Raw genomic sequence first — 25,964 nt, forward strand, 5'->3', positions numbered from 1 at the left:
GCCGAGCTTTCGCTCGGCTATGTTTATCTTGTTATTCTGCGTCTTGCTTGGCTTCAGGTTTAGCTTCAACCACTGAGATACCGAGCTCATCGAGCTGGACCGGGTTGGCAAACCCTGGGGCATTAGTTAACGGACAGGCCGCAGTGGTGGTTTTAGGGAACGCCATGACATCACGAATCGATGTGGCGCCAGTCATCAACATCACGATACGGTCAAGTCCGAAGGCTAAGCCTGCATGTGGTGGCGTGCCATACTTTAACGCCTCGAGTAAGAAGCCAAATTTTTCTTGGGCTTCTTCATCATTAATACCCAAAATGCGGAATACCGCTGACTGCATTTCACTGTTGTGAATACGCACTGAACCACCGCCAAGTTCACAACCGTTGAGCACCATATCGTATGCATCAGAGATGGCTGCCGTTGGATTAGCTTCAAGCTCTGCAGGGCTAATGCCACTTGGCGCTGTGAATGGGTGATGCATGGCATGTAAACCGCCATCTGATGTGCGCTCAAACATTGGGAAGTCCACAACCCACAGCGGTTTCCACTCACCTTGCAGTAAGTTGAAATCTTCACCCACTTTCAGACGTAGTGCCCCCATTGCCTCGGCAACGATGTTCGCTTTATCGGCACCAAATAAGATTAAGTCGCCATTAGATGCATTGGTGCGACTTAAAATAGCGTCAACCACCTCTTCGCTAAGGAACTTAAGCACGGGAGATTGAATCCCTTCAAGCCCTTTTTCTAGCTCATTGACCTTCATCCAGGCTAGCCCTTTGGCACCATAGATGTTGACATATTTGCCATATTCATCAAGTTGCTTACGCGACAGCGAAGCGCCACCAGGCACGCACAATACGGCGACGCGACCATCTGCATCGTTAGCAGGTTCTTGGAATACCTTAAAGTCGACGTCTTTAACTAAGTCTGCTACGTCAATTAATTCAAGCGGGTTACGTAGATCTGGCTTATCAGATCCGAAACGACGCATCGCTTCTGCAAAGGTCATCTTAGGGAATTCACCTAAGTCGACATTGAGCAGATCTTGAAACAGTCCACGAACCATCTCTTCGGTTTTGGCCATCACCTGCTGCGATGACATAAACGAGGTTTCGATATCGATTTGAGTGAATTCTGGTTGACGGTCGGCGCGTAAGTCTTCGTCACGGAAACACTTAACAATTTGATAGTACCGATCGAAACCTGACATCATCAACAACTGTTTAAACAGTTGTGGCGACTGTGGCAAGGCAAAGAATTGGCCTTTATAAGTGCGGCTTGGCACTAAATAATCGCGCGCGCCTTCCGGTGTCGCCTTGGTTAAGATAGGTGTTTCAATATCAAGGAAACCATTGCCATCGAGGAAACGACGCACGGCACTGGTCACTTTTGAGCGAAATACAATGCGTTCTGCCATTTCTGGGCGACGTAAATCTAAGTAGCGATACTTAAGACGCTGCTCTTCGGTGTTATGCTGGTTTTTGTCCATGTTGATGGGCAGTGGCGCAGCGCTGTTAAGGATAAGCAGCTCTTTACCCAAAATTTCAATTTCGCCAGTACGCATCTGGTCATTGACTTGGCTTGCAGGACGGGCACGCACTATCCCTTTAACTTGTACACAGAACTCACCACGCAAGGTGCTGGCTATGTCAAACACTTCAGGCAAGTCTGGATCATACACAACCTGAACAATACCCTCACGATCGCGGAGATCTAGAAAAACAACACCACCTAAATCACGGCTACGATTAACCCAACCGACAAGAGTGACTTCTTCTCCAACATGAGACCCGTTGACGTCTCCACAATAATGACTGCGCATCTAACCCTTTCCTTTCATCCACAAAGCGGTGCTTGAGGAATATTCAATACATGACAAAAGCGGCATTATAGTGAAATATTGCCGATTTCAAAACAACTTCATCGTCTTAACATGAAGTAAACCTGTGGGATGGACAAATATCCAACAATTGGCGATTAACCGTTACTATGATCACGCACTACGATAACAGCTACCACCTTGTGCGGCGGCCCGCGATAATCGCTCATCGGCTTTTTTGAGTATCTCAACCGCATTGTCGCCATCGCGTGGGAACATCGCCACTCCAATACTGACCGATAGTGCCACATCTTCAGCATCGATCGCAAAAGGCGCTGAGCAAGTATCGATAATCGCCTGTGCCACTTGGCAGGCCTGGGTCAGATCTTTGCTATGATTAAGAATAGCCACCAGCTGCTGCTCGTTAAACTTGGCCAAGGTATCAGATTTTCTCACCAAGGCGCTGAGCTTATTTATGGCCAAGTTCATCAGCTGCTGGCTTTGCGTGGTGTCTAGGCGCTGCTGGAGCTGTGTTAGATTATCAAAATCGATAAACAGCACGGCAAAAGGCTGCATTTCACGGCGATGAGTTAATATCGCTTGCGTTAATCTATCATCTAATATGCTGCGATTGGGCAAGCCTGTTAATGGGTCAAACTCTGGCGTCGACGTCGATAAAGTAGCTAAGCTCGCCCCTATATCATGGGGGCGGTAGCTTTGGCGCTTTCGAACAGCATTGCGCCACCATAAGGCTAGCATCAGCATTAATACGACCACCAGCAAGAGATAAAAGGCTTGTTTCCAACTGATAGACACAAACGAATGAGGGGGTTCTTGCTCAATCCAACGCTGGTAGATCTGCTGTTGCTGCGCGGTAGACAATTGTGCAATCGCTTTATCGAGCAGCGGCACTAACGGTTGCAGTTGTGCGGTTAATGCAAAATGGCTCTGCTGATCGGAGTAATCGGCTAACACCGACATTTTTAATTGACGATGATCGCTGTCGCTAAGCTCAACGCCCATGTTGATCACTTTTTCAATAAAACCATCGGCGGTACCTTGTAGTACAGCGTCAATACCTGCACGCGTATTGGGGACTAAAATAAGCGCTATGCCTAGGGTGTCATTCATCAGCTGTGGGATCAAATGATAGCCTTCGACGATTGCCAAACGTTTGCCACTCATCTGCGCCAAACTAAAGACCAAAGCATTATTAAGGTTCGTCACCAATCCCCAGGGAGATGGCCAATAAGGGCCTGAAAACACCAACTCTTTTTCACGTTCAGCGGTTAAGGCGACACTGCCGACAATATCGATATCACCCCGCTTGAGTGCAGCCAGCATGCTGCTCCAGTCCTTAAACATCACGGGAACAAACGTCAGATGCAGCTGCGCCGCCAAACGTTGGCTAATGTCATGATTAATCCCCTGAAACTGGCCATCTTCGCCTTCAAACTCCATCGGCGGCCAATCTTGCAGGTAACCGATTTTAAGTGGCCTAAGGTTAGCTAAATAGCGCTGCTGCGCTGGACTGAGTGGCAGCGCTGTCGTGCTCGCTTTTACCGTCCTGTCATTGTTGTCTAAAATCCATTTACTTTCGAGATTAGCCAGCTCAGTTGCCGAGATGAGGTTAAATCCAGCGCGGATACGTTTAATCAGTCCCTCATCTTCGCTGCGGGTTAACGCATAAATATCACTGCTGAATGTGAGCTCCCGGTAAGGGTAAAAATCTTGCCAAGCATCGGCCTTGATTAAATAGTGCTGTGTCCATGCTGAAGCCGCAACAAAAGCGTTGATATCACCCTGTTGCACCGCGGCTATCATCTGCTCAACATCATCAAATAAATGCAGCTCACTGTCTGGCAAGGTGTTGTGCAATTGTTCTAAATAGGGTGCCGACGCGACCGCGCCGATTCGATGACCCGCAAGGCTGTCTAGAGTAGTTAACCTCTTTTGGTAACTAAATAGATGACTATTAACTCGGTAGGTTTGCCATACAGGCCGTAAATCCGCGTAACGGGTATCGGCAAAAGTAGTTGCGAGGCTACTATCCGCCACAGCATTGACGCCCCCCGTCTGCGACGCCTCATCCAATGGATAACCAATGTGGATATCGGCGCGGCGATAAGCTACATCCTCTAAGGTGGCATCAAAGGTGTTGGTGCGAAAATCGACCGCGATACCGGTTTTTTGTGACCACAACCTCCAGATATCGATATACAGACCATGGGGCTGACCATCGCCACCAATATCGACATAAGGCTCGATACCCACAGGCGTGGCAATAATCAACCGTTTAGCATCATGGCTAAATCCCAACCAATGCTTTTCTATCGCGGCACGCATCGCCGGCGTCACTAATTGAAAACCTTGATTGATTTTGGCTTGCAGTACTTGGTTACCTTGTTTAACGGCAGGTAGAATAGGAATGGTTTTAATTAAGAGTCGATGCTCTAATGGAAAAGCTTCCATCACTGCTCGGCTCACCGCTTTATCGCGAAGATACCCTTCCATCCCCGCAAACACATCAACTTCGCCGTTAATCACGCCATTAAGCAGTGCATCGCGTGATTCATAGTAGCGAAAATTAAGGTCACTTAACTGCTTGATTAAATTTGCTTCATGAGATGAGCCACTCACAACGCCAATTCGATATGGGATTAAGTCGCGTAAATGGTTTTTATTCTGTAGCGATTTACGCACGTATAAATAGGTATTAACTGAAGTGATAGCGTCGGCGAAATCATAGCGCGACTCACGCGAGTCAGTATGTCCCATGCCGATGTGAATATCGGCATGGCCTTGTGCCAATTGGTCGAGTGAGTCTTGCCAATCTAAATGCTTAAACTCAACCACTGTGCCCGTTTGCGCGGCCCATTCACGCCATAAATCGACCAAGACGCCTTTAGGCTCACCACTATCATCAACAAACTGATAAGGAAAACTGTCGGTACCCATCACCAAGACTAACGGCGACAGTTCACTGTCGGCACGTGCGCATGAAGACATGCACAACGCCATGGCGAGGAGTAAAGGATAAAGTAATTTCAATGATCTTCCCTAGAACGTCAAGGTGTTGTGAAATATATGTTGTAATTAGGCTATTAGACAGAATTTTCTACAGAATTTCCAGTACTAGGCTTGCTGCTAACGCTGATGTTTCGCTAGAATGAAAAATCGAATTAATCTAATCAATACTCATGAACTCATCTCAAGATACAATATTCGCCCAAGCATGTGAAAATATCAGTGACTTTCAATTCGATGACAGGGTCGCTGGTGTGTTCAATGATATGATTAAGCGTTCCGTGCCAGGTTATGCCCAAATTATCAGTACATTAGGTGATTTCGCCGACAAATGTGTCTCACCCAATACCCGGGTGTACGATTTAGGCTGCTCGCTGGGCGCGGCCACCCTTAGCGTGCGTCGTCGCCTTGACGGACGCGATTGCCGAATTATTGCCGTCGATAATAGTCAATCTATGATTGAGCGCTGTCAACAAAACTTAAATGCTTATGTTAGCGATACGCCTGTGGATCTGATTTGCGGCGATATTCGCGACATTGAAATTGAAAATGCCTCCATGGTCATTTTAAATTTTACCATGCAATTTTTAGCACCAAACGACCGCGAAACATTGCTCAATAAAATCTATCGCGGCCTGCAACCCGGTGGCATTTTAGTGTTATCAGAAAAGCTCACCTTTGAGGATGCACCAGTACAAGCCTTACTCGACGAACTCCATTTAGACTTTAAACGCGCCAATGGTTACAGCGAACTGGAGATCAGCCAGAAACGCAGTTCACTTGAAAATGTCATGAAACCCGACTCATTACCACAACATGAGCGGCGATTAAAAGCCCAAGGCTTTAGTCATTTTAGTGTGTGGTTCCAATGTTTTAATTTTGCTTCAATGGTGGCGATAAAGTGATAAGTTTCAGTTCGTTTTACAAACAGATTGCCGACTCTAGCCTGCAACATTGGCTCGAAACCTTGCCCGCAATCTTGGGCCAATGGCAACGCAATAATAAACATGGTGATTTACCCAAGTGGGAGAAAGTTCTCAATAAGTTGCATTATCCTGAGCCCGATGAGATTAACTTTACGACGAGTGTCACCATCGGCAGTGGTAAGCAACTCAGTGACGGCGAACGTGAAAAACTGCAAAACTTATTAAAAATTTTTAAACCTTGGCGCAAAGGTCCTTATCATCTGCACGGTATCCATATTGACACCGAATGGCGCTCAGACTGGAAATGGGATCGCGTCAAACCGCATATTTCACCGCTGGCCAACCGTACCGTGCTCGATGTAGGTTGTGGCAGTGGTTACCACATGTGGCGCATGTTAGGTGAAGGGGCTAAACATGTGGTAGGGATCGATCCCTCGCCGTTATTTTTATGTCAGTTTGAAGCGGTAAAGCGTTTAGCCGGCGAACATCATCCGGTGCACTTCCTCCCCTTAGGGATAGAGGCATTACCGCCACTGGATGCCTTTGATACGGTATTTTCTATGGGGGTGTTGTATCATCGACGTTCGCCTATCGATCACCTATTGCAGCTGCGAGACCAATTGCGTGCCGGAGGTGAGCTAGTATTAGAAACATTAGTGGTCGATGGTGATGAAAATACCGTATTAGTCCCTGGTGACCGTTACGGAAAAATGAACAATGTCTGGTTCTTACCTTCGGCTAAAGCCTTAGCCGCTTGGTTAGAAAAAGCCGACTTTACCGATGTTCGCTGTGTGGATATTGATGTTACCTCATTGGCCGAGCAGCGCAGTACCGACTGGATGCCTAATGAGTCACTGGTGGATTACCTTGACCCCAATGATATCAGTTTGACTGTCGAGGGATATCCAGCGCCAAAACGCGCCACATTTATCGCCACCAAGAATCAACCGAATAAAGATTTGGTTTAACTGAAATAGTATATGGGATGGACTATGTTAAAACAGATAACAGCCATAAGCGTTGCAACCCTGTTAGCAGGCTGTGCAACGACCGACGTCAATAAGCCTATACCGGTTGATGCCGCCACGCTCAATAGCAGCCTCAGTCAACAACAGAGCGAATTAGCCAGCTTAATAAAGAGTAGTCATGTAAGCCATGAACAAGCGCTCGATGCCATTAGCGCCCTTTCGAAACAAATTGACGCCTTAAATCAATCAGTGGCTAACATCAAGTTACAGCAACCAGAAAAGAAAATTATCGAAGTTCCCATTCAGTGCGAGCCGTCCCCTATTGGTGATAAGTTTATTTTAGGTGCGGTGGAAAATGTCTATATGGACGAAGTTAAAGCGGGCTTCGAGACTCGTATCGATACTGGCGCCGAATCATCCTCATTAGATGCACACAATATTATTTTGTTCGAACGTGATGGTAAACAATGGGTACGTTTTGATGTGTTTACCCAAGGTTATGACAAACCATCACAAACCTTTGAGTCTAAAGTTGAGCGCTTCGTACGCATCAAACAAGAATCAGATGAGGAAAGTGATCGTCGCCCAGTGATCCACGCTCACTTACAAATAGGTCCATATAAAGCCGAGACCGATCTAAACCTTGTCGATCGCAGCCACTTAGAGTACCAACTGCTGCTCGGACGTAAATTTATGCAAGATATCGCCGTTGTCGATGTGGCGCAAAGTTTTATTCATGGCAAAACCATGCCTAAGCAGAGCACGAAATAACATAGGATTATTGGCTGATGCATTCTAGAAAACCGTTTTATATTGTTGTTGCGCTACTCTTTTTAGCGGGTGTGGCGGCAAGTGTTTATCGCGGCATTGAACACAATGTCCCTTTCCTACCAGGCAAACAGGTACAAAGCTGGGCTGTTGACGCCAAAGTGAGTTTTCAAGCCATGGGCGAACCTGCAGAAGTGACCTTTTCGCTGCCCAGTGATCCGGCCTTTGAAATACTGGTCGAAAATGCCACATCCCCAGGCTATGGTCTAACCATCGCAGAAGATGAGATGGGGCGTCACGCCACTTGGTCTATCCGTAATGCCATAGGTCAACAAGACTTATATTACAAAGTCACCCTAGTCCCCACAGGCAATAACCAAGTAATAGCCCTGCAGGAACCTCAACCTCCCCTACCTTATAGCTGGCCTGCAACCGAGCAAGCCGCCGCTGAGCAAATTATGGATGAGGTATGGTCTCGAAGCGCGACTAACCTCTCATTTGCCCAGCAACTGAACAAAAGTTTTAATGCGACCGATCGCAGCCAAAATATCGAGCTTTTATTGTCGGGGAATACTCCTGCCGATCTGTTTATTCAAATGCTCAATAGCAAAGGGATTGCGGCGCAAAAAGTCAACGCGCTATTTTTAGAAGATCAGCGTCGTCGCCAACAGTTAACCACCTTCGTTGAGGTGTACCATCAAGGCGAATGGGTACTGTTTAACCCCGCTAATGGTACCCAAGGTCGCCCAGATAACCTGCTTATCTGGGATCGCAAAGGTAAATCGACCCTTGATGTGGTTGGTGGGGTAAATTCACAGGTCAATTTTTCGATGCTGCAAGATACCCGCTCAGCACTGGCGACCTCTATCGATATGCTCAAAAATAAAGATGCCTTGGATTTCTCACTGTATCAATTACCGCTAGAGGAACAGAGTCTGTTTAAAGGGATTTTGCTGATCCCCATTGGTGTATTGATGGTGGTATTTTTACGCGTCATTATTGGTATTAAAACCTCAGGTACCTTTATGCCAGTACTGATCGCATTAGCCTTTATTCAAACCACACTACTGACCGGGCTTATCGGATTTTTACTCATTGTGGCATTCGGTTTAATGATCCGCTCATACCTGTCCGAACTCAACTTACTGCTCATTTCCCGCATATCGGCGGTGATCATAGTGGTGATAGGCATCATCGGCCTGTTCACCTTAATCTCTTATAAATTTGGTCTCAGCGAAGGACTAACCATTACCTTCTTCCCGATGATCATTTTGGCTTGGACCATCGAGAGAATGTCCATATTGTGGGAAGAGGAAGGCGCTAAAGAGGTGTTAGTACAAGGCGGCGGTAGCCTGTTTGTTGCAACATTAGCCTATCTCGCCATGAGCGCCACTTGGGTTCAGCATTGGGTCTTTAACTTCCTTGGCATCCACTTGGTGATTTTAGCTGTAGTGTTACTTATGGGTCAGTACACAGGATACAAGTTATTAGAGCTCAGACGTTTTAGACCTTTGGCGGGAGAGTAATCATGCTATTTGCGCGTCCTAAGGCGCTAAGGGACAACGGAGTCCTGGGCATGAATAAGCGTAATATCGACTACATAGGTCGTTATAATCCGCGTAAATACTATAAGCGGGTCGATGACAAGTTGACCACTAAACAACTGGCCTTGGCCAATGATATTGCGGTACCCGCCTTAATTGGCACAGTTTCCCAACAGCATGAGATTGTGCACATTCCGGAGATGGTCGATAACCGCAGTGGGTTTGTCATTAAGCCATCACAAGGCTCGGGCGGCAAAGGGATCTTAGTGATCACTAAAGTAGCCAATGGCCATTACTATAAAGCCAATGGCAACGAAGTCACACCCAGTGAAATCGACCGCCATATATCCAACATTCTCAGTGGATTATTTTCATTGGGCGGAAAACCCGATGTGGCCATCGTCGAAGGTCTGATTAAATTTGATCCAGTATTCGATGGCTACTCTTTTGAAGGTGTACCCGATATTCGACTCATCGTCTTTAAAGGTTTTCCAGTCATGGGGATGCTGCGTTTATCAACCGCCGCCTCTGACGGTAAGGCTAACCTACACCAAGGAGCGGTGGGCGTTGGACTCGATATTGCGACAGGACAAGGCTTGCATGCGGTGCAATTTGACCGCCCCATTGAACGCCATCCCGATACCGATAGAAAGCTGACCGATATTTTAGTGCCCCATTGGGATACCTTGCTCCATACCGCTTCTAAAGCATATGAAATGAGTGAGTTAGGCTACTTAGGCACAGATATGGTACTGGATCAAGAGCTCGGCCCACTGCTACTTGAGCTTAATGCACGACCCGGTTTGGCCATTCAAATCGCTAACAGTCAGGGGATTTTACCCCGACTGCAACATGTCGAGCAGATGAGAAATAAATTCATGTCAGTGGAAGAGCGCGTCGCCTATGCTAAAACGCATTTTAGCAATCGCCCTAACACTTAATCTGGTGTCGGCGGCGCAAGCCGCCTCTCCCATTGCGCTATTATCCGAGCAATGCCTTCGCTATGAGATAGCCCCATGGGTGGATAGCCCACCAAGCGAGCCATCTGTGCAGGTTGTCAATCTTGAACGCGACCTTATTAGTCTATTTAACCTGAAAGATAGCCTACGGTATTATCAGCAATATGCACTTAACTCGGCAAGCCAAGAAGCCCTATTGCTGTGCCAACTGCATCTTGGGGATCAAATAGATAAGCTATATCATGATCCCAATATTGTCAGTTTAAGTCAGGCGTTAAAGAATAGCTTTCGCCCGGATGAACAGGCAATCGCAAAACGGCTGACTCAGCTATTACAAGGTAAAATGGAGATCGCCGATAAAGCGGCGTTACACACCAGCGAAGCCAATATCACTTTCGCCCTAAGGCAACAGGCATTGTCATTGGTGATGAGTAACGATCGTTGCCTGCTTAAACCCGTTAAAGATACAGAGCTTAATGACCCCAGCAACAGTCTAGCGCCCGGCTTTAGTGAGTCGATAGCCAGTTACTTGATTGAGCAAAGTGATCCCCATTGCCGTCAGCAAGTCTGGCAAGCCTATCAACTGCGGGCTAAAGACAAAAGTGAACGCGCCCTTACCCATGTCATTGCCGCAAAACAACAACAAGCTGAACTGGCGGGGTTTAGTGACTATGCCAGTTTCAGTTTAGCGTCCCAGCATATCGCGACGCCACAACTTCTGAAACAATATCTCGACGCAATGACTCAGCCAACCCTTGCGCCTTGGGAATTAGGGATTGCACTCTCTCAAGCGGATAAAACACCACTTCAGCCGGTATTTACCCAAGTGATATTAAGTCACATCTACCAAGCGCTCCAGCCCTTTGGGATTAGGGTTGAAAGCCTCAATGACACTATGATCCGTCTATGGCATGGACAACGTCTGCTCGGGGATCTATTTCTCAACCAAGGCGAACCTGATCAAGATACAAGCATTCGAGTGACCCCGATACGCTACAGCGTTGTGGGGCAACAGTTTGGTCAAGTATCGCTTAGTTTTCCAGGCGTACTCGACTCTTATCGCGCACAAACGCAGCTGATTGAGGCATTTAGCAATGCCTTAGCATTGCTGCTTAAAGGGGGACGCTTCTATCTCATCAATACCTTGGCAGCCCCTCAAGACACTGGCTTAGTCGGTCAATATTGGTTGTCATTGTATCTGCAACATCAGTTATTGCCCCCGGCGCCAAAAGAGAGCCGCGAAGCGCGTTTAGCCACTTTTGCCGAGCAACTGAGTGTTTTTCGAAGCAAACTGGCATTAAATCTCTATCAAACAAGGTCTCACGCCTACCCCGATATGGCACGCGAATTTGAATTGAGCTTTACTCAACCTTGGCCGCAAGCTAACGAGGCAATTTATAGTTTTATGGGCATCGTTAACCAAGGGCCGCGCTATTATCAACGTCTTTGGCAACGCAGCCTTGCCCGGCTAATTGACCAACAAGCCACAATCGATAAATCAGCGTTATTCGAACTGCTGTTAATTAATGAAGCGCAGTTACCTTTTACACAACAATTAACCCTTATTTTTGGCGAACCAGTGTCGACCTCCTCTTTAATTAAAAGGATCCAACATGATCAACACGCGGCCCTCTAACTATCTCATCGCAGTGCTCGGCCTTAGTGCAGCATTGCTATTGCCCAACGCCAGTCTAGCTAAGCAGAACGAACAGCAAAGCACACTTGACGCTAACCAGGTGCGCCAAGGTATCCAGACCCATCTGGAACAAAACCTCTACCAACTGCCCCCGAGAGTGCAAGGCCATTATGGTATTCGCCTGTATCGTATGACCGGTGATGAGAAATACGCCAATGCCGCACTGGTCGATCTGTATGCCGTGACCGAGTCACAGAGTTTTTATGCTTGTCAGTTAGATAAGCCTGGATTTATCGACACCGAGGCGAGAGAGGCTATCGCGATACTGGGCAAGGGGCCGCGCGCTAAAGCACGCAAAAAAGCCCTACAGCCTTTTCCTGAGTTTCTATTTTACACCGATGTGTTATTACGCTTTTCCAGCCGAATCGACGAATTTGGCTTACAGGGCCCCTGCCATGACAAACTAATCAAGGCATTAAAATCCACCGATCTCAAAACGGGATTAACCGATAAAGCCATGATTGAAGCTTGGGCTGCACAGCTGATCAATTACGCCTACTGGGCAAAACAACTTGAAGTAGGTGATTATATCGCCGACTACAAACAGGCTTTTAATGATGTCTATCCCGCAAGTCGAGATAGCAAGCTCAACAAAAAACAATTTAGAAACAAAGTCTATGGCATGACCCACTTTATCTTTGCCGCAAGTGAGTATTACCAACAACCTGTTGATGCTAAGGAGTTTGCTTGGATTTTAGATTATTTTGCGGCCAACATTGAGCGGATTTTGGCCGATGCTACCGATGATATTATTGCCGAAGTCGGCATCAGCTTTCATTTAGCAGGTTTGTCGCAACACCCAGTGGTAACGCAAACCCAGCGCCATATTATTAACGCCTATGATGAGACGCTACATACAATCCCCTCACCTAAAGGCAATCCCGATCTCGCCTTAGGTGAACACCGAAATGTGTTGGCTATGATGCTGCTGAATTGGCCAACAACTTTGCATCAAGGCCCCTATTTTCATAAGCTTAAGCGCACCCAGAAATACCTGCCTAAGCAGGTAAGCATTAAACCTTAGCCTAATATCGAGCCGCGCTGCGGCTTGAATAACGAGATTGAATATTCATGAGCCAAGCAAAATCAACCTTAGAACAGTGGCGGATCCTGCAGGCAGTAGTCGATTACGGCGGTTATGCCCAAGCCGCCAAACAACTGAATAAGAGTCAGTCATCGTTAAATCATGCGGTCGCCAAATTGCAATCGCAGCTTGGCGTCGCCTTACTCGAAGTTAAGGGCCGTAAAGCCTACCTCACCGAAACCGGTGAAGTATTGCTGAGGCGCTCTCGGCATATCACTCGTTCGGTCACCGAGTTGGAGATGCTGGCCAATAAATTAGAAAAAGGCTGGGAGCCATCGCTCGTCATCGCTCGTGAGATCATCTACCCGATGGAGACCCTTATCGATGCCCTAAGCCAATTTGAACCTCAAGGACGTGGTACCCGCATTACCATTCTCGATTCGGTTATCAATGGTACCGCTGAGTTAGTCGAATCTGAGCAGGTCGATATAGCTATTGCCGGCTCGCCGCCTAAAGGGTTTATCGCCGAACCACTATGCCATATCGACTTTTTGTTAGTCTGTCATCCAAGCCATCCATTGGCACACCGTGATGAACCTCTATATGACCAAGTCTTAGCCGAACATTTACAAATTGTAATTAAAGACACGGCCCAGATCGCTCGCGCCGATTCAGGATGGCTTAAAGCCGAACAACGCTGGACGGTAACCAACTTCCATGAAGCCTTGGTTATTTTGCAAAAAGGTATCGGTTTTTGCTGGATCCCGGCTCATTTAGTGCAAGGATTACTCGACAGCGGTCAGCTGCGTCGCCTAGCACTACAAGGCAGTAGTCATAGAAAGGCGGGATTGAGTTTGATCATCCCCAACCGTGATAATCAAGGCCCTGCATCACAACTGCTGGAAAAGTTGATATTGGCTCAACACCAAAAGAGCAATTGATTTAACACAGGTTGAATAAGCATGACTGTTGACTAATGATATGGCGTATGGGGGAACTAAGCGGGGATCAAGCCTAGATTAGATGAACCTGCTCCCAGTCTTGACGTTCTAGGCCTTGGCCCAGACATCGACTGGTGTGCTGGCTGGCATTGCCCTACAGCATTACTGTTCGGTCTTAGCGCAATTAGATTCGAGGCGCGATATTGGGTTATTGGCAAGGTTATACCTTAATATCGATAACGGTTCCTAGGGTTTCAGATGACACCGCTATCACTTCAGTGGCCGCTTCGGCTTGATTGAGTGATTCAAGAGATGATACCAAGGCATGGGTTTTATCTGTTTGTGCGACAGGAGCGTAAGTATCTGTTGTAGAGGCACTTGTGTTTGACGTGGCAGGCTTAGCCACGTCCACTGTCGCTTGGGTCAAGCCAGATTGAGCACTCTGTAACCCCGACAATCCTGAGGCAAAACTCGATGGGATCTGCATGATGGTGTCTCCTACGCTGTGATAAAAATACCGCTTGATGATTAGGGACTGTTTATCTTTATAGATTAACTTTACCGTAGTTTGTAGCCATTTTCTACAAGGCAGCACTTATGGCAGGTCATTATTTCTACATGTCACAAGCGCTAAGCTGGTAGAAAGCAGCGAAGGCTTCGGCTAAACCGCAGCCATTTCTATCATGGGGATTGATTTATCCAGCCCGCCTCCCAATCTTTCCAGACAGGGGTTAAACCTTGCGCTTTTAACGCATCAACCACCTGTTCGACACTTCGATTATCGGCAATTTCAAATTGGTCCAGCTGTGTTTGCGGATGAGCATATCCGCCAGGTTCAGTCGAACTGCCAGCACTAATATGGGTGATCCCTAAGCGATATAGATGATCTCGCAGCGCGGCAGGCTCTCGTGTCGACAGGCTTATCTCCAGTTGTGGATTAAAGAGCCTAAAAGCGCAAATAATCTGCACTAAGCCTTTATCACTGAGTGCCACTTTAGGCTGTACGCCCCCAGTACAAGGCCGCAACCTAGGCAGTGAAATGCTGTAACGACTGCGCCAATGCTGGTGCTCTAAATAATGCAGATGATGCCCCATTAACAGGGCATCAAAGCGCCAATCATCGAGTCCAAATAGCACTCCTAAACCTATTTTATCGACACCTGCGCGGGCGATACGCTCTGCAGAGGCTAAACGATAAGCAAAATCTTGTTTATTACCACGCGTATGATGCTGGCGATAAACTTGTGGGTTATAGGTTTCTTGATACAGCATTACCGCATCGAGACCATGGCTCACTAAACATCGATACCCATCTTCGCTCAGCGGCTGTACTTCCATTGCAACAAAGCTAAAATGCCGTTTTACCTCTGGCAACATGGAAACAAAATAATCGATGCCCACTTTAGTTTCATGCTCACCCGATACCAGTAGCAGCGAATCGAAACCTCGGCGTTTTATGATGGCTATCTCTTGGCGCAGTTCTTCAAGGTTTAACCGTTTACGTTTAAGCTTATTACCCATGCTAAAACCACAATAATCACACTCATTGGCACACAAATTAGACAGGTATAAGGGTAAATACATACCGATAGTTGCGCCAAACCGCTGCCGGGTTAACTGCGCTGCACGCTGCGCCATCGACTCTAAATAAGGTTCGGCGGCGGGAGATAATAACGCCATCAAGCCAGACAAAGAGCCTTCGCAGCTCGATAAGGCCCGTTCCACATCTGCTGATGTGGCAGAATATTGCGCCAACTTTAACCGTTCTGTGGGTAGGGCCTGTAAATAATCGACAAAACTCATCGGCAATTACTCCAAGAATTCCGTCAACGGCGTTTGTGGACTGGTATGGCTTGCATGCTCCGACACACCCCCTAATCCGGCTTGGTAGGCGTCACGCCCAGCCTTAACGGCAATGGCGAAACTGCGCGCCATCATTACCGGATCGCGGCTACTGGCTATTGCAGTGTTAACCAATACGGCGTCGGCCCCCATCTCCATCGCCTGCATCGCCTGAGACGGCGCGCCGATCCCAGCATCGATAATTACAGGTACCTTAGCCTGCTCAATAATGATCTTTAAAAATGTTTGGGTAGCCAAGCCTTGATTAGAACCGATAGGGCTACCCAGTGGCATCACCGCCGCACAACCCACCTCCTCTAAACGACGGCACAATACGGGATCGGCATGTACATATGGCAATACCACAAAGCCTTTATCACACAGTTGTTGAGCAGCCTTTAGAGTTTCGATGGGATCGGGCAGTAAATATTTAGGATCTGGGTGGATCTCCAGTTTAATCCAGGAGGTGCCCAGCACATCTCTGGCTAATTGCGCCACCATGACCGCCTCATGCGCATTTCTCGCCCCAGCGGTGTTAGGTAATAGTTTGACCCCTGACGCTAATAATGGAGTCAAAATATCATCGCGTTTTGCGGTCAAATCCAAACGTTTCATCGCCAAGGTGACCAGTTGCGAACCACCCGCCTCAATGGCGGCCAGCATAATTTTTGATGAACAAAACTTACCCGTTCCACTAAATAGGCGAGATTCAAACTGTATATCGGCTATGGTTAACATATTATCCTCCTGCCACTACGCCAAAAATCTCAATCACATTCCCCTCTTCACACAAGGTGCTGCTCCACATCGATTTAGGCACAACATCTCCACCGCAAACAACGGCAACCCTGTCGAGCTGTATCTTCTGTGCAAGCAAGAGCTGCTGCACATTGGTTCTATTGGCGACAGTCACTGGCTCACCATTGAGCATCAGATTGATCTCATCCATGTATCTTCTCCATAACATAGGGGGCGCACACGGCGCATTGCGGGTCGCGCTTACGCCGCGAACTGAGTTGATTTAGGCCAAGGCCATTAAAACGATATAAGGTGTCATACCGCCTTTGTTGCACATCGTCTAATTGCAGCAGGATCTGCATTGCCAGCAATGTCTGCATCGAAGCCATCACGCCCACCATAGGACCTAAAACACCTTGGGTGTCACAGCCTTGGCTCACCTTTAATGATTGTGGAAACAGGCAATGGTAACAGCCAGCTTGTGGCGCCTTTTGCAGGTCAATACACAACAACTGACCACTAAAATGCGCCACCGACGCCACCACATTAGGACGCATTAACGCCACACAGGTTGCGTTAACTAACTGGCGAGTCATAAAATTATCGCTGCAGTCGATTACGACATCGACCTGACTTAAATGGTTGACGGCATTGTCGTGACCAAGATAGTTGTCATCACCACGCACCTGACAGCTAGGGTTGCGATGTTGCAGTTTATGTTGACTCACTAAGGCTTTATTGTGACCAATATCCTTATCATCAAACAGCAGCTGACGCGGTAGATTACTGCTTTCGACCTTATCACCATCGATGAGCAGCAAAGAGCCAATACCAGCACCGGCAAGGTACTGAGCGCAAAGCATTCCCAGCCCCCCTAAGCCAATAATGGCCGCACTGGCACAACTGAGCCGTTGCTGTCCCTGCTCCCCCATCTCTGGCAGCATGATATGACGCGAGTAACGAACATAGTCTTTATCATCAAGCGCCATAACCTTCCTCCCATGCGGCATGCAGGGCATGATAAGCCGACTCGACACTGAGACCCTCTTTTAGCGCCCGCACTACGGCAATACCATCGACCCCTGTAACTTTAACTGACTGAAGTCGCGTGGCATCGATACCGCCGATGGCGACCGTAGGCAGATCTTCCGCTAATAGAGCAGCGTAACGCGTCAGGTTTACCAGCCCTTGAGGCAAAGACGGCATCTGTTTTGTCGTCGTTGCGAAGATATGCCCTAGGGCGACATATGATGGCTTAAGCTGGGCGGCTAACTTAAGTTCAAAATAGCCATGACTCGATACACCTAACGCCAAGCCGTGCGCGGCAATAAGCGCTAAGTCAGCATCATGCAGATCTTCTTGGCCAAGATGCACACCATAGGCGCCATGTTTGAGAGCGAGTTGCCAGTGATCGTTAATAAACACTTGGGCTTGATAGCGTCGACCAAGGGCGATCGCAGCGCAGATCTCAGTCTCAAGTCGTTGTGCATCTATGCCACTTTCTACTTTTAGCCGCAGCTGCACTGTCGTCGCACCACAATGAAGCAAACGCGCTAGCTGCGTAAGGCAATCGACCACAGGATAAACCCCCAGCGGCAAGCGTAAACGGGGGAAGACGAACGGTGACACTTCAACTTTTGACAAGTCATCATCAGACTCGATGCGTTTAATCTCGGCAAAATATGCCATATCCTTAGGCCAACCTGTTCGAGCCAACGGCCCAGCCCCTTGACCTATTTGCTCTGCCTGTGCGATCCCTTGGCTCACATAAGCTTTTGCTAGCAAAATCGCATCATGCATCACAAATCCCTGCGCCAACATGGCGGCGATTGCGGTCGATAGCGTGCAACCACTGCCATGATGGTTGGGATTGGTACTACGCCGACTCGATAACATAAATGCTTGGCCTTGATGCAGGGGACAAACCCCAGCAGCCTGAAGACAAATGAACAAGTCTGTGGCGACATGAGGATGCCATAACAGCCCTTTATCACCGCCTTTAGCTAGCACATTGCAATCTAAATGCTTGGCTAAAGCCGTTGTGGCCGCGACGATACCGGCACCATCGCGTGCTGCGTCACTATTCATAAAGGCAAGCTCATCGGCATTGGGGGTCAGCAAGGTGACTAATCCACTGAGCACCGAATAATCTAAATTCGACGCTAACGGCTCGCCGCAGCTTGCCACCATCACAGGATCGACAATTAAAGGAATGGGTTTTCCCTTGCGCAACTCGAGTTCGCTTAACGCTGTGGTTAACCACTTGGCGATAATCATAAGCTGCGCTTGATTTGCCACCATCCCCATTTTTATCGCATCTGGGGGTAAGTCACTCAACAGGGCATTAAGCTGAGCCAACAATGTGCTCTCATCGACCGGTGTCACCTTGTCAACTGCTACGGAGTTTTGCGCCGTAATGGCGGTGATAACTGTGCAGCCATGACACTGCAAGTCTTGGAGCGTGGCAAGGTCAGCTTGTATACCCGCACCGCCACCACTGTCGGAGCCTGCAATCGTCCACACTATGGCTGGAGTCGAGCTGGCAGCAAGGAGCGACTCATCTAAGTCATTGGGGGGAACATTTAAGCGGAGAGTCATTTGACGACCTCGTCAACCAATGAAGCATCGCGTAACGACACCTCGTTGAGTGCCGTTGACACTGAGAGATCTGCACTGTGATATAGCTCAGCGCCCTGACGCTTAAATTGTTCGGCCATCTGCCGCATTCCTTCCAATGGCGAAAACGCACCTGCATCTTGAACGCTAACGGCTTGCGCCGCCGCATATTGCCTGACTTCCTGAGTAATTTTCATCGAACAAAACTTTGGCCCACACATAGAGCAAAAGTGTGCCACTTTGGCTGACTCTTGCGGCAACGATTCGTCGTGATAGGCGCGTGCCGTATCGGGATCCAGCCCGAGGTTATATTGATCTTCCCAGCGAAATTCAAACCTAGCTTTAGATAGGGCGTTGTCACGCATCTGCGCACTTGGGTGCCCCTTAGCCACATCGGCTGCATGTGCCGCGATTTTATAGGCAATCAAGCCTTGTTTAACATCTTCTTTGTTGGGCAGACCTAGGTGCTCTTTGGGGGTGACATAACACAGCATGGCGCAACCATACCAAGCGATCATTGCCGCGCCTATGCCAGAGGTAAAATGATCGTAACCCGGAGCAATATCAGTCGTTTGTGGCCCCAAGGTGTAGAAAGGCGCCTCATCGCACAAGCTTAATTGCTTGTCCATATTCTCTTTGATCAAATTCATCGGGATGTGCCCAGGTCCTTCGATGATCGTTTGTACATCGTATCGCCAAGCCACTTTAACTAATTCGCCAAGGGTCTCGAGTTCAGCAAATTGCGCCTCATCGTTCGCATCGACGATGGCACCAGGTCGCATGCCATCACCCAGTGATAGTGACACATCATAGGCAGCACAGAGTTGGCAAATATCCTCAAAATGCTCATAAAGAAAGTTTTCTTGATGATGAGAAAGGCACCATTTGGCCATGATAGACCCACCGCGAGAAACAATGCCAGTGACTCGCTTGGCCGTCATGGGGATATAACGCAGTAACACTCCGGCATGGATAGTAAAATAATCGACCCCTTGCTCTGCCTGTTCGATGAGTGTATCTCTAAATACATCCCAAGTGAGATCTTCTGCGATGCCATTGACTTTCTCTAATGCCTGATAAATAGGCACTGTGCCAATAGGCACTGGTGAGTTACGAATGATCCACTCGCGGGTTTCATGAATATAGCGTCCAGTGGAGAGATCCATCACGGTATCGGCTCCCCATCTCGTGGCCCAAACCAATTTTTCCACCTCCTCCTCAATCGATGAGGTCACCGCCGAATTACCTATATTGGCATTCACCTTGACTAAAAAATTGCGCCCAATAATCATAGGCTCTGCTTCGGGGTGGTTAATGTTCAGCGGAATAATCGCCCTACCGCGAGCCACTTCTTGGCGCACAAATTCCGCGGTGATGGGCTCACCTATGGCCGCACCAAAACTTTCCCCCTTAGCTTTACGATTCAGCACATCATCTGCAATCTCGCTCCGCGCCATATTTTCGCGCAGGGCAACATATTCCATTTCAGGGGTAATAATGCCCTGTCGAGCATAATGTAATTGAGTAACACTGCGGCCAGAAATGGCCTTTCGAGGAATCAAGAGTGAGTCGAAACGCAGGTGATCTAAGCCATCGTCTTTAAGGCGTTGCTGGGTAAAACCTGAGCTAACCTGCTCAAGTTGCTCACTGTCGGCGCGCTCGCTTATCCAATGTTGACGTAATTTGGGTAAACCGAGGCGAACATTAATTTCGGTCGCGGGATCTGAATAGGGTCCAGCACTGTCGTACACCTTAAGCGGTAAATTGGTTTCCACGATAGGCGTCTGCTCAGTGCCTGCGATCACTGTGTCACTTTGACGAATTTGACGCATCGCAACACGGATGTCTTGGCGACTCCCGGTAACATAAATTTTCTCTGAATTTGGATGTTGTAACGGTTTAAGAGTCTCGATAAAAGCCTGAGCTTGTTCTCGATTTTGACGACGATTTGACATAAGCAATCTCACTATTAAATGAATATGAAGTTGCTTGTCAGGAGAAATGAGAGTTGATGGCATTAAGCAGGTGCACGACCACTTGGTGGTCATTAACTCGCTCAAAATAATAACGCTGCCATGAAGTACAACTGATTAATAACAGAAAAATAATCTTAAACTGGCGTACTGAGCGAGTGTTTAAGCTCACAGTTGTACACTCGTTCAATGATGTTTAGCTGAGATTCGACTCATATAGTTGTCATCACACGGCGTTAATATCATGCTTGTTTCCTTCGCAGGGACTAACCTGATCAGGTTCAACGGATCCCGAATAAACGGTCTCAGCCTAATGGCACTCCGACAAGAGACGGTCAGTATAGACTCAAGCAAGATCAATAAACAAGCCCCTATCCCATAGTCCAAGATTTAATTAATTCAGCAATTTACCATTTTAATGACAATATAAATAAAGTAAAAAAACGCGAGTTAACCTAGCCACATCAACATTTTCACCTTTATGAGCGTGACCTTCACGCTTTATTTAATGCGCTAGATTGACTGACAATCATCCAGCTCTGGGGTAAAAATAATAATCTCTATCATTGACAGAAGAGCGACGCTCAATAAAAGGTTAACAGGCAGGCTATTTGGTGCGCCCCCTGTACTTCTTGGCAACAACCTCCGCCACAGAGCAAGCTTGGCGCACACGCGTAAGCAGAATGTGGTGTTTATTGATATGAACTGTTAGACTGCGCTAGACGAGGTCTAACCAGATGACACTAAACCCCATGACAAGCCAAGAATTATCTATAACTACTGATAAATCATTACCTAAAGCGCCATACTCACCAAAAGAGGAACTGGCAAACGCCATTAGCCACGGCCTAGGCATTGTGGCTGGCATAGTGGCATTAATGGTGTCGCTCATTAAGGGATGGGATCACCTATCAGGAGTACAGCTTACAGGTGTTACCATCTACTGTGCGAGCATTATACTTTTGTTTCTCTGCTCGACTCTCTATCACAGTGTCAAGAACCCTCAACTTAAACATACACTAAAAATTGCCGATCATTGCGCGATTTACCTGCTGATTGCTGGAACATATACCCCGCTGTTGCTTATTGAACTGGGCGGTGACAAGGCGCTGTTTATGCTCATTGCTATCTGGGGAATAGCCTTAGGTGGAGTGCTATTTAAAACCATCTTCATTCATCGTTTTAAAATGTTCAGCGTATTGCTTTACTTAGCGATGGGCTGGTTATGTATGGTGGTGCTAGACGACCTGGTTGCCGCCATGACGCCGCTTGGCTTTAGCTTATTGCTCGCGGGTGGCTTGTTTTACAGTGGTGGCGTGGTGTTTTACATAGTAAAGCGCATTCCTTATAACCATGCTATCTGGCATTTATTTGTGTTGGCCGGCGCGGTCAGTCATTTTCTCTGTGTCTACCTCACCGTTATCTAACGTTAATCTATTGGGTTAATTGATTGCCCGCGACGATTAAACTCAGCAAATGCGTCGCCAAGCTGCGCTGCTTGAGCGAATAAACCCGCTTGGCTAAACAGCAGTTGCACACATTCGAGTGTACATAATCCACCCTGAACTTGGTTACGTCGTAACTGATATGTTGAATCTTGTATCGCTTGTAATTCCAGTCTATTTGCCTGTTGTAAATAGGGGCTTTGACGCACCATTTTTCGTGCTTCTTGCCACGTAGCATCCAAAATAATAATCGACTTTTGTGTCCCTGTTTTGGCGTCACCCTGTGCGATGTCATCGGCGCTAATCAAGGCAAGATCTGAGTCAACATTAGAGGTAGCAGGCTTATCGATAGCAGGAAACAATAGTAGGGCTTCGCCCGTTTGACAGGCTTGTTGCAACCCCTTATCAGGGTTGATGCGAGACCAAACAAGCTGCTTACAATACTGGGGAAAATGTGCTAACGCTAGCTGACCGGTATTGGTTGGGCGGGTCAGCTCTCGCTCATGGGTAAGTAACACTATGTTCATCTATTTATCTACGCTCGAATGATATAGCACATCGCCTATATGCATCTAGCCATCGCTGTTTCGCGAGCGCCGTCTCAACTTGATGACGCTGGTTAATCGGGGCGACTTGAATCACCCCAAGTAAAAACACCATGAAAGACTCTCGATTAGCGATATTTACTGGCTTTCTTTAAGGCGATTTTCTGTTTGAGTGTTGATAGGTGCTCAATGAAAACTTTGCCGTCGAGATGATCCATCTCATGCTGTAATACGATAGCCAGAAAGTCATCGGTTTCTATTTCAATGCGCTGGCCTTGACGGTCAAGCGCCTTGACCTTGACCTTTTCATAGCGGGTGACCTTAGCGCGGTAACCCGGTACCGATAAGCAACCCTCTTCGCCGATAAACTCACCATCTCGCTCAATAAATTCAGGGTTAATGAGTACTAATGGCTCATCTCTATTATCAGACAAATCGATAACAATGATGGCATGTAAGCTACCGACTTGAGTCGCTGCTAAGCCAATACCGTCGTCGGTGTGATACATAGTCTCGAGGAGATCATCGATAAAAGATTGCACTGCGGCGATATCTTCAACGGGCTGCGCCTTACGCTTTAAACGTTCATCAGGAATGGTCAGGATATCCAATACTGGCATAGTGTTAGTTTAGTCATGAAAATTTGGCGCCATTATGACCTAAATGACGCTAAAGGCAACGTTCGTAGCCGTTTATTTACTTAATGTGCTTGCGCCTTAAACGAAAACGCGATGGCGTCGATATTGAATTATTACGTGCTAAACACTAGGCTATACGTAGCTTGTAAACGATATCAACTCATTGACGATATAGTGTCACCTTAATGAGGATTATCGAGCTCCAAACTATTAATCAGCTTATAGGAACTCAACTTGATCAGTGCATCCTTGTCACCCATGGCGCGCATTTGGCATATTGTCGGCTTAATTCCTGAAGGTAAGGTAAGTTCATATGGTAAAGTGGCTGACTTAGCCGGATTACCTGGCAGAGCTCGGTATGTCTCTCAAGCACTTAAATTAGCTCCTACTGAGCTTAATCTGCCTTGGCATAGAGTGATCAATAGCCAAGGAAAAATCGCGTTTGCTGAGCACACGCCTGCTTTTATAGAGCAGATGCAACGATTAAGAAGTGAACAGGTGATAGTGAACCGTGGCAGGGTTGCATTGTCAAATTATCAATGGCGGCCCGATCTTGCAACATTAGTGCTGGAATTACCATTTTAATCGCCGCCTTTATCCCGGAGAGACTCTTGTTGATCATGAAGCCTATTATTATATTCAGTTTGCTTGCCTTCAGTATGATTGCTTCAGCGGCACAACACCCGCTTACTCCGCACAGTGCCGAGTATCAGGTTAATTATGGCAGTATCGAGCTCGGGAAAGCCCGCTACCAACTGCCGCCGCCACACAATAACCTATATCAATACCGTTTCGACAGTGATGTCAGTCTGCTCATGTTGACTGATAAACGAGTAGTGCAAAGTACCTTTACCTTAGACGGTGAACGATTAGTCCCCATGCGCTATACCCATGAGCGCAGCGGCACCGGTCCGCATTATCAAGAGCAATCGGCTTATGCTACCGATCAGAACATCGTTCATAGCCGTTACAAAGAGGAGCGCACAAAATTTCCCTATAATGGCAATCTATTTGACCCGCTCATGGTGCAGTTACAATTTCGGCTCGACATGATGGCGGGATTAACCAATTTACATTACGCCATGCTCAAAAGCGGTGAAATTGATGAATATGATTTTAAGGTAATAGGCAAGGAGCGAATGCTCATCGAAAGTGGTCAGTATGATACGGTAAAAATTGAAGTGGTGAGAGACAATAGTAAACGCCAAACCTTTTTTTGGATGGCACCTGACTTAGGTTATTTACCAGTTCGACTGACCCACTTTGAAAAAGGCAGTAAGCAATTAGATATCACACTACTCAGCTATCAATTTTCTCACCAGCCTGCTGAGGTGATCAATCAACAGGCGGCTAATCCGTGATCCGTTCAGCTGTTAATGGCAAACCTTTAACAGCTGAAACTAAACAGAGTCTTAATGGCCTAGACTTTGCGATAATTTAATGCTCACATCTTGACGCTCCGATCCGCTCCGATCTTAGTATTTAAATCTTAGTTATCAATATCACTTCCAAGAACGATTTCACCACGGCAAAATACTTGCCAATCACCCGGTTGCAAAATCTGCCAACGTTCATTATCAGTTAATGGCCGCGTTGCTATCACGGTGACGATATCATTGGCTGTGGTTTCCTGATTGAAATCAATTACCACATCGGTATCAATTAACTTAGCCTTGCCAAATGGTGCACGGCGGGTGATATGACATAAGTTATTGGTACAATAAATCATCAAGTATTCACCATCACTAAGGAGCATATTAAACACCCCAAGCTGGCGAATTTCATCGGCTAACGTCGCGACATAACGATATACATCGAGTCGATTCTTTGGTGGTGTATCACCAAAACGTTCGACGATTTTTTCTAAGATCCAGCAAAAAGCCAACTCACTGTCGGTGTCTCCCACCGGCTGATGCCGGGCCACGTTGAACTTAGCGTGATAATCACTTAACTGACCGTTATGGGCGTATGTCCAGTATCGTCCCCAAAGCTCACGCGTAAATGGATGAGTATTTTCTAACGCTACACAACCACGATTGGCTTGTCTTATATGGCTTATCACCACTTCACTCTTAATCGGGTAAGACTTGATTAATTTAGCCACGAGAGACTGGCTGCTAGGTTGAGCATCTTTAAAAGTGCGACTGCCTTTGCCCTCATAAAAGGTTATTCCCCAACCATCAACATGCGGGCCGGTTACCCCACCACGTTCGGCTAAGCCAGTAAAACTAAAAACAATATCGGTTGGCACGTTAGCACTCATGGCCAGTAGCTCACACATAAAAAAGCACCTTCACTCTCAAATCGGTCATTAAAATCATTCTAACTAGTTGACCCAGTTTGTGGAATCCTAGTGTCAATAAAAAAATTTAAACAATTGTTTGAAAATTGCTTGTATAAATGTCACGAGAGGGTTAGATTTTATGCGACACAGGTCTGACCACAATCTATAATTGTGATAACCGTCATATAAAAAGAGCTGACATTAGTGCAGT

The 25,964-nt window shown here is 47.2% G+C and carries 23 protein-coding genes and 1 riboswitch; of the genes, 11 read left to right on the top strand and 12 right to left on the bottom strand.

The window, feature by feature from the left end; translation table 11 throughout:
• Positions 1 to 31: 31 nt before the first annotated feature.
• Together aspS and DVO77_RS08420 are read right to left on the bottom strand one after the other, a co-directional pair.
• Positions 32 to 1,822, bottom strand: a complete 1,791-nt coding sequence (aspS, locus tag DVO77_RS08415; RefSeq protein ID WP_119978003.1) for an aspartate--tRNA ligase — start codon at positions 1,820 to 1,822, stop codon at positions 32 to 34.
• Positions 1,823 to 1,993: 171 nt separating this feature from the next.
• Positions 1,994 to 4,828: a transporter substrate-binding domain-containing protein gene (locus DVO77_RS08420; protein WP_249038135.1), complete on the bottom strand. Its 2,835-nt coding sequence runs from the start codon at positions 4,826 to 4,828 to the stop codon at positions 1,994 to 1,996.
• Between the two features lie 191 nt (positions 4,829 to 5,019).
• Between DVO77_RS08420 and cmoA the strand changes: the two genes are divergently transcribed.
• The 8 genes from cmoA to DVO77_RS08460 are packed head-to-tail and all read left to right on the top strand — an operon-like array spanning position 5,020 to position 13,672.
• Positions 5,020 to 5,751, top strand: coding sequence for a carboxy-S-adenosyl-L-methionine synthase CmoA (cmoA, locus tag DVO77_RS08425; RefSeq protein WP_110457743.1), 732 nt, complete (start codon positions 5,020 to 5,022; stop codon positions 5,749 to 5,751).
• On the top strand, positions 5,748 to 6,740 hold the full coding sequence (gene cmoB / locus DVO77_RS08430) for a tRNA 5-methoxyuridine(34)/uridine 5-oxyacetic acid(34) synthase CmoB (protein WP_119978004.1): 993 nt from the start codon (positions 5,748 to 5,750) through the stop codon (positions 6,738 to 6,740). Before cmoA ends, cmoB begins: the two co-directional genes overlap by 4 nt.
• 24 nt (positions 6,741 to 6,764) lie before the next feature.
• Positions 6,765 to 7,511 carry an ATP-dependent zinc protease family protein gene (locus tag DVO77_RS08435; protein ID WP_110457745.1) on the top strand — a complete coding sequence of 249 codons (747 nt, stop codon included), beginning with the start codon at positions 6,765 to 6,767 and terminating at the stop codon, positions 7,509 to 7,511.
• Between the two features lie 17 nt (positions 7,512 to 7,528).
• Positions 7,529 to 9,034 (top strand): inactive transglutaminase family protein, encoded by a 1,506-nt coding sequence (locus tag DVO77_RS08440; protein WP_119978005.1) that lies wholly within the window; start codon positions 7,529 to 7,531, stop codon positions 9,032 to 9,034.
• A 2-nt stretch (positions 9,035 to 9,036) separates the two neighbouring features.
• On the top strand, positions 9,037 to 9,993 hold the full coding sequence (locus DVO77_RS08445) for an alpha-L-glutamate ligase-like protein (RefSeq protein WP_110457747.1): 957 nt from the start codon (positions 9,037 to 9,039) through the stop codon (positions 9,991 to 9,993).
• Positions 9,956 to 11,647, top strand: a complete 1,692-nt coding sequence (locus DVO77_RS08450) for a gluzincin family metallopeptidase (RefSeq protein WP_119978006.1) — start codon at positions 9,956 to 9,958, stop codon at positions 11,645 to 11,647. The genes DVO77_RS08445 and DVO77_RS08450 overlap by 38 nt, the downstream gene beginning before the upstream one ends.
• Positions 11,625 to 12,731, top strand: coding sequence for a DUF3541 domain-containing protein (locus DVO77_RS08455; RefSeq protein WP_119978007.1), 1,107 nt, complete (start codon positions 11,625 to 11,627; stop codon positions 12,729 to 12,731). Before DVO77_RS08450 ends, DVO77_RS08455 begins: the two co-directional genes overlap by 23 nt.
• 47 nt (positions 12,732 to 12,778) lie before the next feature.
• On the top strand, positions 12,779 to 13,672 hold the full coding sequence (locus tag DVO77_RS08460; RefSeq protein ID WP_110457750.1) for a LysR family transcriptional regulator: 894 nt from the start codon (positions 12,779 to 12,781) through the stop codon (positions 13,670 to 13,672).
• Positions 13,673 to 13,892: 220 nt separating this feature from the next.
• Here DVO77_RS08460 and DVO77_RS08465 read toward each other — a convergent pair whose 3' ends face one another.
• From DVO77_RS08465 to thiC, 7 genes are all read right to left on the bottom strand, one after another.
• Positions 13,893 to 14,159 (bottom strand): chemotaxis protein, encoded by a 267-nt coding sequence (locus DVO77_RS08465; RefSeq protein ID WP_119978008.1) that lies wholly within the window; start codon positions 14,157 to 14,159, stop codon positions 13,893 to 13,895.
• Between the two features lie 194 nt (positions 14,160 to 14,353).
• Positions 14,354 to 15,475 (bottom strand): 2-iminoacetate synthase ThiH, encoded by a 1,122-nt coding sequence (gene thiH, locus DVO77_RS08470; protein ID WP_119978009.1) that lies wholly within the window; start codon positions 15,473 to 15,475, stop codon positions 14,354 to 14,356.
• A 6-nt stretch (positions 15,476 to 15,481) separates the two neighbouring features.
• Positions 15,482 to 16,252 (bottom strand): thiazole synthase, encoded by a 771-nt coding sequence (locus DVO77_RS08475; RefSeq protein WP_119978010.1) that lies wholly within the window; start codon positions 16,250 to 16,252, stop codon positions 15,482 to 15,484.
• Position 16,253: 1 nt separating this feature from the next.
• Positions 16,254 to 16,463: a sulfur carrier protein ThiS gene (thiS, locus tag DVO77_RS08480; protein WP_110458955.1), complete on the bottom strand. Its 210-nt coding sequence runs from the start codon at positions 16,461 to 16,463 to the stop codon at positions 16,254 to 16,256.
• A complete protein-coding gene (locus DVO77_RS08485; protein ID WP_162924166.1) occupies positions 16,456 to 17,241 on the bottom strand; it encodes a HesA/MoeB/ThiF family protein in 786 nt (261 codons plus the stop codon). The genes thiS and DVO77_RS08485 overlap by 8 nt, the downstream gene beginning before the upstream one ends.
• Entirely contained in the window at positions 17,231 to 18,850 is a 1,620-nt protein-coding gene (gene thiE, locus DVO77_RS08490) for a thiamine phosphate synthase (protein WP_119978012.1), read from the bottom strand. The genes DVO77_RS08485 and thiE overlap by 11 nt, the downstream gene beginning before the upstream one ends.
• The gene (gene thiC, locus DVO77_RS08495) at positions 18,847 to 20,823 is read right to left on the bottom strand and encodes a phosphomethylpyrimidine synthase ThiC (RefSeq protein ID WP_162924167.1); all 1,977 of its coding nucleotides are present in this window, start codon (positions 20,821 to 20,823) and stop codon (positions 18,847 to 18,849) included. Before thiC ends, thiE begins: the two co-directional genes overlap by 4 nt.
• Positions 20,824 to 21,076: 253 nt before the next feature.
• Positions 21,077 to 21,175: riboswitch (TPP riboswitch) on the bottom strand.
• 418 nt (positions 21,176 to 21,593) lie between these two features.
• On the opposite strand from thiC, the gene trhA reads away from it, so the two are divergent.
• The gene (gene trhA, locus DVO77_RS08500) at positions 21,594 to 22,268 is read left to right on the top strand and encodes a PAQR family membrane homeostasis protein TrhA (protein ID WP_119978047.1); all 675 of its coding nucleotides are present in this window, start codon (positions 21,594 to 21,596) and stop codon (positions 22,266 to 22,268) included.
• A 2-nt stretch (positions 22,269 to 22,270) separates the two neighbouring features.
• Here trhA and DVO77_RS08505 read toward each other — a convergent pair whose 3' ends face one another.
• Both DVO77_RS08505 and def read right to left on the bottom strand, forming a co-directional pair.
• A complete protein-coding gene (locus tag DVO77_RS08505; protein WP_119978013.1) occupies positions 22,271 to 22,813 on the bottom strand; it encodes a tRNA-uridine aminocarboxypropyltransferase in 543 nt (180 codons plus the stop codon).
• A gap of 146 nt (positions 22,814 to 22,959) precedes the next feature.
• Positions 22,960 to 23,451, bottom strand: coding sequence for a peptide deformylase (def, locus tag DVO77_RS08510; RefSeq protein WP_110458951.1), 492 nt, complete (start codon positions 23,449 to 23,451; stop codon positions 22,960 to 22,962).
• A gap of 276 nt (positions 23,452 to 23,727) precedes the next feature.
• Here def and DVO77_RS08515 point away from each other — a divergent pair, with 276 nt between their 5' ends.
• Positions 23,728 to 24,054, top strand: a complete 327-nt coding sequence (locus tag DVO77_RS08515; RefSeq protein ID WP_119978014.1) for an MGMT family protein — start codon at positions 23,728 to 23,730, stop codon at positions 24,052 to 24,054.
• 35 nt (positions 24,055 to 24,089) lie between these two features.
• Positions 24,090 to 24,830: a DUF3108 domain-containing protein gene (locus DVO77_RS08520; RefSeq protein WP_119978015.1), complete on the top strand. Its 741-nt coding sequence runs from the start codon at positions 24,090 to 24,092 to the stop codon at positions 24,828 to 24,830.
• A gap of 128 nt (positions 24,831 to 24,958) precedes the next feature.
• Here the strand turns inward: DVO77_RS08520 and DVO77_RS08525 are convergent, their stop codons facing one another.
• Positions 24,959 to 25,750, bottom strand: a complete 792-nt coding sequence (locus DVO77_RS08525) for a class II glutamine amidotransferase (RefSeq protein WP_110458948.1) — start codon at positions 25,748 to 25,750, stop codon at positions 24,959 to 24,961.
• Between the last annotated feature and the right edge of the window lie 214 nt (positions 25,751 to 25,964).

Origin of the sequence: Shewanella algidipiscicola (assembly GCF_003605125.1) — a bacterium.
GTDB lineage: Bacteria > Pseudomonadota > Gammaproteobacteria > Enterobacterales > Shewanellaceae > Shewanella > Shewanella algidipiscicola.